The 12,449-nt window shown below is 61.1% G+C and carries 14 protein-coding genes; 11 read left to right on the forward strand and 3 right to left on the reverse strand.

Annotated elements, in window-relative coordinates:
* The first annotated feature begins 6 nt into the window (after positions 1-6).
* The 6 genes from SLW75_RS11700 (at position 7) to SLW75_RS11725 (ending at position 4,572) form a co-directional block, all read left to right on the forward strand.
* Positions 7-510 (forward strand): MFS transporter, encoded by a 504-nt coding sequence (locus SLW75_RS11700; protein WP_410934515.1) that lies wholly within the window; start codon positions 7-9, stop codon positions 508-510.
* Between the two features lie 51 nt (positions 511-561).
* Positions 562-1,335, forward strand: a complete 774-nt coding sequence (locus SLW75_RS11705) for a class II glutamine amidotransferase (RefSeq protein ID WP_065986787.1) — start codon at positions 562-564, stop codon at positions 1,333-1,335.
* Between the two features lie 13 nt (positions 1,336-1,348).
* Positions 1,349-1,873, forward strand: coding sequence for a DUF2937 family protein (locus SLW75_RS11710; protein ID WP_192132068.1), 525 nt, complete (start codon positions 1,349-1,351; stop codon positions 1,871-1,873).
* A 310-nt stretch (positions 1,874-2,183) separates the two neighbouring features.
* Entirely contained in the window at positions 2,184-2,948 is a 765-nt protein-coding gene (locus tag SLW75_RS11715) for a 5-oxoprolinase subunit PxpA (protein ID WP_410934516.1), read from the forward strand.
* On the forward strand, positions 2,945-3,649 hold the full coding sequence (locus SLW75_RS11720; protein WP_410934517.1) for a 5-oxoprolinase subunit B family protein: 705 nt from the start codon (positions 2,945-2,947) through the stop codon (positions 3,647-3,649). The genes SLW75_RS11715 and SLW75_RS11720 overlap by 4 nt, the downstream gene beginning before the upstream one ends.
* Positions 3,646-4,572, forward strand: a complete 927-nt coding sequence (locus SLW75_RS11725; RefSeq protein ID WP_410934518.1) for a biotin-dependent carboxyltransferase family protein — start codon at positions 3,646-3,648, stop codon at positions 4,570-4,572. Before SLW75_RS11720 ends, SLW75_RS11725 begins: the two co-directional genes overlap by 4 nt.
* 137 nt (positions 4,573-4,709) lie before the next feature.
* On the opposite strand, the gene SLW75_RS11730 is transcribed toward SLW75_RS11725, so the two are convergent.
* Both SLW75_RS11730 and SLW75_RS11735 read right to left on the reverse strand, forming a co-directional pair.
* Positions 4,710-5,888, reverse strand: coding sequence for a vWA domain-containing protein (locus SLW75_RS11730; protein WP_410934519.1), 1,179 nt, complete (start codon positions 5,886-5,888; stop codon positions 4,710-4,712).
* 45 nt (positions 5,889-5,933) lie between these two features.
* Positions 5,934-6,779, reverse strand: a complete 846-nt coding sequence (locus tag SLW75_RS11735) for an AAA family ATPase (protein ID WP_074890636.1) — start codon at positions 6,777-6,779, stop codon at positions 5,934-5,936.
* A gap of 207 nt (positions 6,780-6,986) precedes the next feature.
* On the opposite strand from SLW75_RS11735, the gene SLW75_RS11740 reads away from it, so the two are divergent.
* Complete coding sequence (locus tag SLW75_RS11740; protein WP_410934520.1) at positions 6,987-7,217, forward strand: DUF4160 domain-containing protein; 231 nt, start codon at positions 6,987-6,989, stop codon at positions 7,215-7,217.
* A complete protein-coding gene (locus SLW75_RS11745; RefSeq protein WP_410934521.1) occupies positions 7,214-7,744 on the forward strand; it encodes a hypothetical protein in 531 nt (176 codons plus the stop codon). The genes SLW75_RS11740 and SLW75_RS11745 overlap by 4 nt, the downstream gene beginning before the upstream one ends.
* Before the next feature lie 103 nt (positions 7,745-7,847).
* Here the strand turns inward: SLW75_RS11745 and SLW75_RS11750 are convergent, their stop codons facing one another.
* A complete protein-coding gene (locus SLW75_RS11750) occupies positions 7,848-8,921 on the reverse strand; it encodes a DUF748 domain-containing protein (protein WP_065986805.1) in 1,074 nt (357 codons plus the stop codon).
* Positions 8,922-9,047: 126 nt separating this feature from the next.
* On the opposite strand from SLW75_RS11750, the gene cysK reads away from it, so the two are divergent.
* The 3 genes from cysK to SLW75_RS11765 all read left to right on the forward strand — a co-directional run bounded on the left by cysK (position 9,048) and on the right by SLW75_RS11765 (position 12,434).
* Positions 9,048-10,022, forward strand: coding sequence for a cysteine synthase A (gene cysK, locus SLW75_RS11755; protein ID WP_065986807.1), 975 nt, complete (start codon positions 9,048-9,050; stop codon positions 10,020-10,022).
* A gap of 158 nt (positions 10,023-10,180) precedes the next feature.
* Positions 10,181-11,119, forward strand: a complete 939-nt coding sequence (locus SLW75_RS11760) for an aspartyl/asparaginyl beta-hydroxylase domain-containing protein (protein ID WP_065986809.1) — start codon at positions 10,181-10,183, stop codon at positions 11,117-11,119.
* Positions 11,120-11,579: 460 nt separating this feature from the next.
* Complete coding sequence (locus SLW75_RS11765; RefSeq protein ID WP_065986811.1) at positions 11,580-12,434, forward strand: DMT family transporter; 855 nt, start codon at positions 11,580-11,582, stop codon at positions 12,432-12,434.
* Positions 12,435-12,449 lie beyond the last annotated feature (15 nt).

A 12,449-nucleotide genomic window follows, 5' to 3' on the forward strand; every position in this document is an offset into this window, starting at 1 on the left:
GACGTCATGACCGACAACGACTATCTGATTGCCTGGGGCCTTTACGCGTTCGCCGCGTTGGGCTGTCTGTTGGTGTGGTCCAAGCTGACCGGCTGGATGTGGCGCTACCTGCGCGAACCCCTGCGCGTGATCGGCGCCGTGCTGTTGTTCTGCCCGACCATCGTCGATCCGGCCAAGGATCAATACGCCCCGGCGCTGGCGATCAGCGTGCTGGATCTGGCGCTGAAAGTCGGCAACAACGTCTGGCGCGCCGTGCTCGACCTCGCCACTTACGGCGCCGTCGCGCTGGGCCTCTACTTGGTTTACGCCTTGATCCGCTTGCCGTTCCTGCGCAAGAAAAAAGCCCGTCTGGCCCACGCCGAAGCTGCCGCTGCACAGGCTGCCGCCGAGCAGAAGGAACACGACGAGCCTTACGCGGACCAGCCTGCAGGACGCTTCGCCAGCCCGTCGCCGGCGGCATCGCCAGCACCTGCGCCGAGCGGCCGCTATCGCGTCGAACCCAAACTGTGATGATCACCGGCATCCTCCCAGACGCGTGCTTCAACGCACCGAGACCCGAGCATGTGTGAACTTCTGGGCATGAGTGCCAACATACCGACGGACATCGTGTTCAGCTTCACCGGGCTGATGCAGCGCGGTGGCCGTACCGGTCCGCACCGCGACGGCTGGGGCATCGGTTTCTACGAAGGGCGTGGCCTGCGCCTGTTTCAGGACCCTGCCGCGAGCAGCGAGTCGGAAGTTGCGCAACTGGTCCAGCGTTACCCCATCAAGAGCGAAGTGGTCATCGGCCACATTCGTCAGGCCAACGTCGGCAAGGTCTGTCTGTCCAACACCCATCCTTTTGTGCGCGAACTGTGGGGGCGCAACTGGTGTTTCGCCCATAACGGTCAGCTCGCGGATTTTCACCCCGGTGCCACGTTTTATCGGCCAGTGGGCGATACCGACAGTGAAGCGGCGTTCTGCGACCTGCTCAACCGGGTGCGTGAAGCGTTTCCCGAGCCCGTGGAGATCGAGCAGTTGCTGCCGACTCTGGTCGAGGCCTGCAACGAGTACCGCAGCAAAGGCGTATTCAACGCACTGCTCAGTGATGGCGACTGGCTGTTTTGCTACTGTTCGACCAAGCTGGTGCACATCACCCGCCGCGCCCCGTTTGGCCCGGCGCGCCTGAAAGATGTCGACGTCATCGTCGATTTCCAGGCAGAAACCACGCCCAACGATGTGGTGACGGTGATCGCTACCGAGCCGCTGACCGAAAACGAGACCTGGAATCGCTACGAACCGGGTCACTGGAGTCTTTGGCGCCGCGGCGAATGCGTTGCCGAAGGCTCGGCCTGAGAGAGAGGGATCTATGCTGCGCAGCTATATACGACTGGTGTTGTTCACGGCAGGCCTGTTGATAGGCGTGCAGATTCCAGGCTTCATCAGCGATTACAGCAAGCGCGTCGAAGCGCACATGCTGGAAGCGCAACAAAGCCTGCGCGGTTATACCGAAACCGCCCAGCGGTTCTTCAATGGCGACGTGCAGGCCCTGATCCAGCATTACCGCAGCAGCGATGATCCGGTGTTCCGCACCGACGCTGACAACATCAGCAACCTGCTCACCCGCAATCAGACCCTCGACCGTGAATGGCTGGCGCTGCAAGGCCCGTGGTACTCCCGCGCCTGGCATGTGCTGACCGCCGCCGACACCGGCATCCGCGACGAAACCTGGAATGGCTATACCTGGCAGGTGCTGTTGTCGCCGGAAGTCATCGGCTGGGGCCTGCTGTGCGCGTTGCTGTTTTCGCTGGTCATCGAAAGCATTGTGGTGTTCATTGACTGGGTGTTTGTGGGTCGGCATCACGTGCGACCGGTGGGGCGCGACTGGCGTTGATGCTCATTGCCGGCACCCGCTTGATTGGGCAGTGATGCTACTGACGCCTTCCCGGCTGAAGCCGGTCCTACAATGGCCGGCACTTCGTAGGACCGGCTTCAGCCGGGAAGGGGCCATACCATTCAGCGAAGATCCTCCGCACCGTTCACTTTTTCTTATCCTCCCCCCGCGCTTTAATTAGTTGGACGCTTCGGCCATCCGCGCCGAAGAATGCCCCCAACGCACAGCCCCGTGTCCCGCGCTGCCAACCTGACAACCCCGCGCGTACACTCGAGCTTCTCCCCGTTTCGTTCGCACAGGAGTCACGCCTTTGAGCCGCCTGTTATTGAATTGTGATATCGGCGAAAGCTATGGCGCCTGGACCATGGGTCTGGACGCCGAGGTCATGCCCTACATTGATTGCGCCAACATCGCTTGCGGCTTCCACGCCGGCGACCCGAGCGTCATGCGCAAGACCGTCGCGCTGGCCCTGGTCAACAACGTCACCATTGGCGCGCACCCGGCTTATCAGGATCTGGTGGGTTTCGGCCGCCGCTCGATGACCTGTTCACCGCAAGAAATCCAAGACCTGCTGCATTACCAGATCGGCGCGCTCGACGGCGTTTGCCGAGCCCAGGGCAGCCACGTCAGCTACGTCAAACCCCACGGCGCGATGTACAACGACATGATGGCCAATCCGACGCAACTGCGCGCCGTTATCGAGGCCATCGCCCGTTACAACCCCGAACTGCCGCTAATGCTGCTGGCCATGCGCGACAACTCGGCGGCGCAAGCCATCGCCGATGAATTCGGCGTCACGCTGTGGTTCGAGGCCTTTGCCGATAGGGCCTACGACAATGTGGGGCGTCTGGTCTCGCGCAACCTTCCCGGCGCCGTGCATCACGACGCGGAAGTCATCATCGCCCAGGCCATGACCTTGTCCCGAGGCGAAGCCTTGATCGCCAGCGATGGCAGCGAGCTGCGGCTGCAACCACAGACTTTGTGCGTGCACGGTGACAACGCCAGTTCCATCGACGCGGTCCAGCGCATTCGTCAGGCGTTGAACGGCACTGACGCCGGACCGTCGGCCCCGTGAACCTGCGCATCGAAGTCGTCGCCATCGACTGCCTGATGGTCCGTCTGTTCGACGCCATCGACGAGGCCAATATGCCGTGGATGCTCGCCGCGACGATGCGTCTGCGCGAGGGTTTTGCTGCGCAATTGATTGATCTGGTGCCGTCCTACACCACGCTAATGGTGCATTACGATCTGTTGGCGTTGAGTCCGACACTGGCTCGGGCGATCATTACCGATGCGCTGAAAGACCTCACACCCGACGCCGCCCAAAGCGGTCGGCAGCATGTGTTGCCGGTCTGGTACGACCTCAGCGTCGGGCCCGAGTTGAGCCTGTTGTCCAGGCGCAGCGGGCTGTCGGTGGAAGAAGTGATTCGCCGCCACAGCCAGCGCGAGTATCAGGTCTTCGCCCTGGGCTTCGCTCCGGGGTTTGCGTTCATGGGCCTGGTGGAAGAAGGCCTCGCCGCGCCGCGCATCAAGACACCCCGCAAGCGCGTTGCCGCGGGAAGTGTCGGCATCGCCGAACGGCAAACCGCGGCCTACCCGCTGGAGTCGCCCGGCGGCTGGAACATCCTCGGGCGCACACCTGCCAAACTGTTTGATCGCGAAATCGACGGCTACAGCCTGATGCAGCCCGGCGACACCGTACGTTTTGCCGCCATTGATCACGCAGAATTCATTCGTCTGGGCGGCGACGACACGCCGCTGGAGGGCCTGGCATGAGCGCGTTGACGGTAAAAAGCAGCACGCCGCTGTGCCTGTTGCAGGACGCGGGACGGTTTGGCGTAAGACACCTCGGCGTCACCCAGGGTGGGGCGCTGGACTGGGTGTCGATGTCGTGGGCCAACAAACTTCTGAACAACGCGCTGGACGCTGCCGTTATCGAAGTGACCCTGGGCGGTCTGACGCTGCTGGCCGAATCCGACTGCTGCCTGGCGCTGGCCGGTGCGGATCTGGGTGCCATGCTCAACGATCGCCCGATTGCGCCGTGGCGCAGCTTCTTTGTACGCAAAGGCCAGCAGCTACGTTTTACCCGGCCCATCATCGGTGCCCGCGCGTATCTCGCCGCGCCCGGCGGATTTGCGGCGGTCGATGTGCTCGGCAGCTGCGCTACCGTCACGCGCGAAGGGTTGGGTGGGCTCGAAGGAAATGGCAAAGCGCTGGCTGAAGGCGATCAACTGAGCTATTCAGGGACTTCGTTTGCGCTTCACGCGCTGCCTGATCACCTCATCCCCGACCTTTCCGATCAGCGTCCGCTGGACGTGGTGCTGGGCGCGCAAATCGCCCAGTTCAGCGGCCTGAGTCTGTTCGATGCGTTTAACAGCGACTGGACCCTCGACAGCCGCGCCGACCGCATGGGCATGCGCCTGCTGGGGCCGGAGCTGGTTTATCAGGGCAAACCGATGATCTCCGAAGGCATCCCGCTCGGCGCCATCCAGGTCCCGCCGGATGGTCAGCCGATCGTCCTGCTCAACGACCGTCAGACCATCGGCGGCTATCCAAGGCTGGGCGCGCTGACGCCGCTCTCCCTCGCGCGGCTGGCGCAGAAACTGCCTGGGAGTGTGGTGCGGATGAAGGCGGCGGTGCAGGACGCGGCGCATCGGGAGCAGGTGGGATTCCAGAATCTCGTCCGCCGTCCGCTGTAGGAGCGTGGCTTGTCCCGCGATCTGCCGGGAACCGGCAGCAATTGGAAGATGCGTTCCGCCTGATGTACGCCACAATCCGGTTTTACGACGACTGCGTCGCCGATCGCGGGACAAGCCACGCTCCTACGGGCTCGGCATCACTTCGCCAAATACCGCATCCCTTCTTCCAACCCCCGCAACGTCAGCGGGTACATCTGATCTTCGATCAAGTCGCGCACGATGTTGGTGGAGGTGGTGTAGGCCCAGGCATCTTTGGGGTACGGATTGATCCAGATGATCTTCTTGAACTTGGCCATGAACCGCTGCATCCAGACGTAACCCGCTTCCTCGTTCCAGTGCTCGACGCTGCCGCCCGGCTGGGTGATTTCGTAGGGCGCCATGGCGGCGTCGCCGATGAAGATCACTTTGTAATCCGCGCCGTACTTGTGCAGCAGGTCTTGGGTAGCGGTGCGCTCGGAGGTGCGGCGCTGGTTGTTCTTCCACACCGACTCGTAAACGAAGTTATGGAAGTAGAAATACTCCATGTGCTTGAACTCGGTCTTGCAGGCCGAGAACAGTTCCTCGCAGATCTTCACGTGGGCGTCCATCGAGCCGCCGATGTCGAACAGCAGCAACAGCTTGATGGTGTTGCGACGTTCCGGGCGCATCTGGATGTTCAGCAGGCCAGCGTCACGGGCGGTGTGATCGATGGTGCCGTCGATGTCCAGTTCGTCCGCCGCACCCTGGCGCGCGAATTTGCGCAGGCGCCGCAGCGCCACTTTGATGTTGCGCGTGCCCAGTTCAACCCCGTCGTCGAGATTCTTGTACTCGCGTTGATCCCAAACCTTCGCGGCCTTGCCCTGGCGCTGGCCGGCGTCGCCCACCCGAATCCCCTCGGGGTTGTAACCGCCTGAGCCGAACGCGCTGGTGCCGCCGGTGCCGATCCATTTATTGCCGCCGGCGTGGCGCTCCTTTTGCTCTTCCAGACGCTTCTTGAATTCTTCGATCAGCTTGTCCAGGCCACCCAGGGACTGGATCTGCGCGCGCTCTTTAGCGGTCAGCGAACGCTCGAATTCCTTGCGCAGCCAGTCTTCGGGGATTAGCGCCTGCAAGTGATCGTCGAGCTTTTCCAGGCCATTGAAATACGCGCCGAACGCCCGGTCGAACTTGTCAAAATGGCGCTCGTCCTTCACCAGAATCGTGCGCGAGAGGTAATAGAACTCGTCCATGTCAGCGAACGTCACGCGCTGCTTCAGCGCGTTGATGAGGTCGAGCAGTTCACGCAACGAAACCGGCACTTTGGCCGCACGCATTTCGTTGAACAGGTTGAGCAACATAGTCGGCGTCCCGCGCTTGATCTAATTAAGCTTGACCAAAAAGGCTCAGCGATTGCCTCGACGGCTCATGAACGCCAAGCGCTCAAGCAGGTGCACGTCCTGCTCGTTCTTGACCAGGGCACCGGCCAGCGGCGGAATGGCTTTGGTGGGGTCGCGCTCGCGCAGCACGGCTTCGCCGATGTTGTCGGCCATCAGCAGTTTGAGCCAGTCCACCAGTTCGGATGTCGAAGGTTTTTTCTTCAGGCCCGGGACTTTGCGCACGTCGAAGAACACGTCCAGGGCTTCGCTGACCAGGTCCTTCTTGATGTTCGGGTAATGCACGTCGACGATCTTCTGCAGGGTGCTGCGGTCGGGGAACGCGATGTAGTGGAAGAAGCAGCGGCGCAGGAAGGCGTCCGGCAGTTCTTTTTCGTTGTTGGACGTAATGATGATGATCGGGCGCTTTTTGGCCTTGATCGTCTCGTCGATCTCGTAAACGTAGAACTCCATTTTGTCGAGTTCTTGCAGCAAGTCGTTGGGGAATTCGATGTCCGCCTTGTCAATCTCGTCGATCAGCAGAATGACCCGCTCTTCGGATTCAAAGGCTTCCCAGAGCTTGCCCTTCTTCAGGTAATTGCGCACGTCGTGGACTTTGTCGACCCCCAGCTGCGAGTCGCGCAGGCGGCTGACCGCGTCGTACTCGTACAGGCCCTGATGGGCCTTGGTGGTCGACTTGATGTGCCAGGTGATCAGCCGGGCGCCGAAGGATTCGGCCAGTTGCTCGGCGAGCATGGTCTTGCCGGTCCCGGGCTCGCCCTTGACCAGCAGCGGGCGCTCTAGGGTGATGGCTGCGTTGACCGCAAGCTTCAGATCGTCGGTGGCGACGTAGGCGTGGGTGCCTTCGAATTTCATCGGGAAAATCCTCGAACAAGGCGGACAGACCCGTGGCCTGAATCGCGCAAGATAGGGCGCAAAGAATGCAGCGACTATACCGCGCGCCCCGCGCGACTGTGAACGCAGACGGTTTATTCAGTATCTGAATGGGGCGTCACGGTCTGACCGGGCAGAAAATTGTAACTTTCATTGAGGTATCGCCAAAATAGCTATACCTTGCAGGCCATGTCGACCAAATACAGATTCAGGGACAAATACAGAATTCAACTGCGGGAAAAGGACCACCTGCCGCCTCACGTGCACCTCACCGGTGGCGGGCTGGATGTGTTGATCGGTCTGCAGTTGGTTGAACCCATGCTCGGCCACCCCCCGGCCGCCGTACTCAGGGAGGCGCTCGAATGGGTAAGGGCCCACCAAACAGAATTACTGGAGGAATGGAAACGATGGCATCCATGAAACGCCCACGCCTCAAAACCGTAGAGGCGCTGGCTCATCAAAAATTGGCGCTGACATTCATCAACGACGTGACGTACGTCCTCGACCTGAGCGGCGATATCGCGGCAATCCGGGGGCTGCAACCGCTCAGGGATCCGAGCGTGTTCAAGCAGGCGCAGATTGGCGACGACGGCTGGACCGTCGAGTGGGCCGAGCCCGACGTCCAGATCGGTGCCGACACTCTTTACCTGGACGCCAAGGCGCAGGCTGCCACCGACGAAAACACGCGGATCTTCATCGGCTGGCGCGCGCGCACCGGGTTGCCGCTGGCACTGGCGGCCGAGGCACTGGGCGTCAGCACGCGAAGCATCACCCGCTACACCAACGGCAGCGAGGCCGCACCGCGCACGTTGGCGCTGGCGTGTCTTGGGTGGGATGCATTGCAGAATCAGGCGGAGAACGGTGTGTTGCTGGCGGAGAAGCGTGCGGCCTATGGAGTTGCCAAAGAGAACCGCATTGACAAGGGGGCAGCCGAAAGTGGCGAGTGAGCTGACTCGCGAGGGAGGCGTGTCAGCGATCAAGGTCATCGCTGACTAAACCCTTCGCGAGCAAGCTCACTCCTACAGGGATGCGCCAGTCAAAACGCTGCGTTTACTTTGCCTCGCTCTTGCCACTGTCGTAGCGGGTATTGAACGCCTTCACGAAGGCATTGCGCAGGATCTGTAAAAACGCTTCGAACGCACTGATGTCCTGTTTGTGGACACTGCCGCTGAGTTCGACGCGGGTGGCGAACTGGTTCTTCACTTGGTTCTTCAGCACCGTTTCGCTGCCGCCGACCACGGCTTCCCAGATCGAGCGGAAGAAGCCTTTGTTCTGGTTCTCGACGTCCTGCTGCCAGTCAAAGACATCGACATTACGCAGCAGGGGCTTGATGTAGCCACTGAGCTGGCCATTGGTGGCCTGGGCTTCGATGACCACGTCGCCGTCGCCCGCGTTGAAGTCGAATTTGCCGTACGCCGAGGCGAAGTCGTTCAGGCGTTTGAGCTGGATACCGGTCGCGCGCAGCTTGAAGTCGAAATCTTCCAGGCTGAACGGGTCGAAGGTCGCTGTGCTTTCCAGTGGCGCATGGCCCAGCAGCATGGCCTTGCCCTCGAAGCGGGCATCGCGCTTGCCGGCTTTGTCTTCGACGTTGGTCAGGTTGTAGATGCTGGCGTTGATGTTGTCGGCATCGATTTTCACTTTCGGCGTCGAATTGAAGTTGCTGAACGTGATCTTGCCGTCCTGAATGCGCAGCTCGTTGAGGGTGATCGGCAGCAGCTTGTTCAACTGAGCACGCCAGTCAGTGCCGGCACCGGTCTGGGACTGGCGCTTGTCCGGGCCACCGTCGACGAAGTTGAGTTCAGGGCTGACAAACGCGACCTCGGCGACCACCGCATGGTCGTACCAGAGCGAGTGCCAGCTGACGGCGAGGTCGATGACCGGCGCATCCAGCAGAGGCACGGGCACCTTGCCATCGACCTTGACGATTTTCAGGCCGTTGATGCGGTACGCCCCGCGCCACAGTGCCAGGTCCACGTCGGTGACCTGACCGCGGTAGTCGCCCATGTCGGCGAGTTTTTCATTGAGATAATTGCGAACCACGTAGGGCAGCGCGATGTGGACTGCGATCAGCAACACCACCAAGCCAACAATTGTCCATAACGGCCAGCTGTAACGACGTTTCATGTCTCCACCCTCCAGTAACGTAGCTTTGTTGACTGCTGGCGATGTGATCGGTTCGCTTCGACTGGACGTTGCACCGGCTCAAGGCATAGGCTTTGAGCTTTTCCAAACCTGCACAAGGACCCGGTCATGAGCCGTATTTACGCAGATAACGCCCATTCCATCGGCAACACGCCACTGGTGCAGATCAACCGCATCGCGCCGCGCGGGGTCACCATTCTGGCCAAGATCGAGGGGCGTAATCCGGGGTATTCCGTGAAGTGCCGGATCGGCGCGAACATGATCTGGGACGCCGAAAGCAGCGGTAAACTCAAGCCCGGCATGACCATCGTCGAACCCACCTCCGGCAATACCGGCATTGGCCTTGCGTTCGTCGCCGCAGCCCGTGGCTACAAGCTGACCCTGACCATGCCGGCCTCGATGAGTATAGAGCGGCGCAAGGTGCTCAAGGCCCTGGGCGCCGAACTGGTGCTGACCGAGCCGGCGCTGGGCATGAAAGGCTCCATCGCCAAGGCCGAAGAGTTGCTCGCCAGTGACCCTGCCACGTACTTCATGCCGGCGCAGTTCGAGAACCCGGCCAACCCGGCCATTCACGAGAAGACCACCGGACCGGAAATCTGGAACGACACCGACGGCGCCATCGACGTGCTGGTCGCAGGTGTCGGCACGGGCGGCACGATCACCGGCGTCTCGCGCTACATCAAAAACGCCATGGGCAAGCCGATTATCTCGGTGGCCGTCGAACCCATGGGCTCGCCGATCATCACCCAGGCGATGGCCGGTGAAGAGATCAAACCCAGCCCCCACAAAATTCAGGGCATTGGCGCGGGTTTCATCCCGAAGAACCTCGACCTCTCGATTGTCGACCGCGTCGAGCTGGTCAGTGATGAAGAAGCCAAGGCCATGGCCCTGCGGCTGATGCAGGAGGAGGGGATTCTCTGCGGTATCTCCTGCGGCGCGGCCATGCACGCAGCGGTGCGAATGGCCGAGAAACCGGAAATGCAGGGCAAGACGATCGTGGTCGTGCTGCCGGATTCCGGTGAGCGTTACTTGTCGAGCATGCTCTTCAGCGACCTGTTTACTGAACGCGAGCTGACGCAATAATCGTGTGCGCCGCGGCTTCGGCTTTTTACCCGGCGGACTAAAGCTTATGATGGCCGCCATTCGAAACCCGCCGGAAGATTGTCCCAGATCATCCGGCGGCGGTTTCAGCGGCGTAAGCTTCGGGCCGCGCGGTTCGGCCCTGTTTCAAGGAGAGTTTCATGACCCTTTCTTTTGCTGTCAAAGCGGCGATTCTGCTGCTGTTTGTCGGCAGCACGCTGTACGTGCATTTGCGCGGCAAGGCGCGTTTGCCGGTATTGCGCCAGTTCGTGAATCACTCCGCACTGTTCGCCCCCTATAACGCCTTGATGTATTTGTTCTCCAGCGTGCCCTCAAAGCCGTACCTGGACCGCAGCAAGTTTCCTGAGCTGGACGTGCTGCGCGACAACTGGGAAACCATCCGCGACGAAGCCATGCACCTGTTCGACGAAGGCTATATCCGTGCCGCCGCCAAGGACAACGACGCGGGTTTCGGCTCGTTCTTCAAGAAGGGCTGGAAGCGTTTTTACCTGAAGTGGTACGACAAGCCGCTGCCGTCCGCCGAGGCGCTGTGCCCGAAGACGGTCGAACTGGTCAGCCGTATTCCCAACGTAAAAGGCGCAATGTTTGCCCTGTTGCCCGGCGGTAGCCACCTGAATCCGCACCGTGACCCGTTCGCCGGCTCCCTGCGTTATCACCTGGGCCTGTCGACGCCGAACTCTGACGATTGCCGCATCTTTGTCGACGGTCAGGTGTATGCCTGGCGCGATGGTGATGACGTGATGTTCGACGAAACCTACGTGCACTGGGTCAAGAACGAAACCGACGTCACCCGCGTGATTCTGTTCTGCGACATCGAGCGACCGCTGAGCAATCGCTTCATGACCGCTGTCAACCGCCGCGTCAGCGCGTTTCTGGGCCGTGCCACTGCGCCGCAGAACACCGATGACGAACGTGTTGGCGGGATCAATCAGGCCTATGCCTTCAGCAAGCGCTTCAGCAACAGCTTCAGCGGCAAGGTCAAGCAGTTCAAACGCGCCAACCCCAAGGCGTATCGCATCCTTCGTCCGGTGCTGGCGGTGGTCGTACTGACGCTGCTGGGCTACTGGCTGTTCGGCTGAACAAACGGTTTTGTCGAGCGCCGTCGCACCCTGCGCGGCGTCGCTTTTTGCTGTTCTGGCAGTTCCGCGTTGGAGCTGTCAACGACGTCGACTTATGACATTGCACAAGGCACCGGTCGCTGGTTATAGTCGGCCTCGTTGCCGCCCCACTTGGCGTCATCCAGTCCTTCCCTTTCAGAAGATAAGCACGATGCCTGCATCCAGCACCCGGTTTGCTTTATCCGCCACGGCTCGCGCTGTTGCGGAACCGCGCGACTGCCTGCAACTCGTCTTCATCACGCGTTACCCGCCACCCCCACCTGTGAGCAGTCCTGTCGTGTGCGCTGTTGCACCGCCAGGGGTCGTTGTGCTCGGCTGATCGACCGCCTAAACGCTGTCGGTCCAGGCCTGCAAACGCCCGCAAAACTTCCGTGAATCCGGTACGTGCCGGGTCCGATTCTGTCTGAATCACAGGTGACTCATGTTTGCTCATAAAGCCCTGGCCTCGATGGCCACGACGACGCTTTTCGTCCTGCTCTGGAGCAGCGGTGCGATTGTCTCCAAGTGGGGCCTGACCCACGCTTCACCGTTTGCATTTCTACTGTTCCGTTTCCTGCTGGCGCTTGTGGCGTTGGCGATTCTGATCCCCGCGTTGGGTTACAAGCTTCCCGCCACACGAGCCTCGATGGGCTTCGCGTTGCTGACGGGCGCTGTGCTGCTGGGGGCTTATCAGATCTGCTACCTGCTGGCGCTGGACCTGAAAGTCGCGCCCGGCGTCATGGCCACGATCATGGGCGTGCAACCGATTCTCACGGCCGTGCTGGTCGAGCGCAGCCGTTCGACGTCCCGCATGTTTGGCCTTGGTCTGGGGCTGGCGGGTCTGGTGCTGGTGGTCTGGAAAGGAATCGGCGACGGCGGATCGCTCGCCGGCATGGCGTTCGGCGTGCTCGGCATGTTGAGCATGACCGGCGGTTCGATCATGCAGAAACGCATCACCGACAACCCCCTCGGCACGCTGCCCGTGCAATACCTTGCGGGGACGGTGGTATGTGCGGTGTTCGTGCCGTTTCAGCCCTTTCATTTCGAGCACAGCATCGGCTTCTACGTGCCGGTGCTCTACATGGGGCTGGTGGTGTCGGTGCTCGCGACGTTCCTGCTCTACCGATTGATCGCCCAGGGCAATCTGGTCAACGTCACCAGCCTGTTTTACCTGGTGCCCGGCGTCACCGCGATCATGGATTACCTGATCTACGGCAACCGCCTCGCGCTGGTGAGTTTGCTGGGGATGGTGCTGATTGTGGTGGGGTTGGTGTTTGTGTTCAGGAAGGTTGAATAGCGTCAACCGTCCCGA

The sequence above is a fragment of the Pseudomonas sp. W5-01 genome, from assembly GCF_046540435.1.
Lineage (GTDB): Bacteria > Pseudomonadota > Gammaproteobacteria > Pseudomonadales > Pseudomonadaceae > Aquipseudomonas > Aquipseudomonas graminis_B.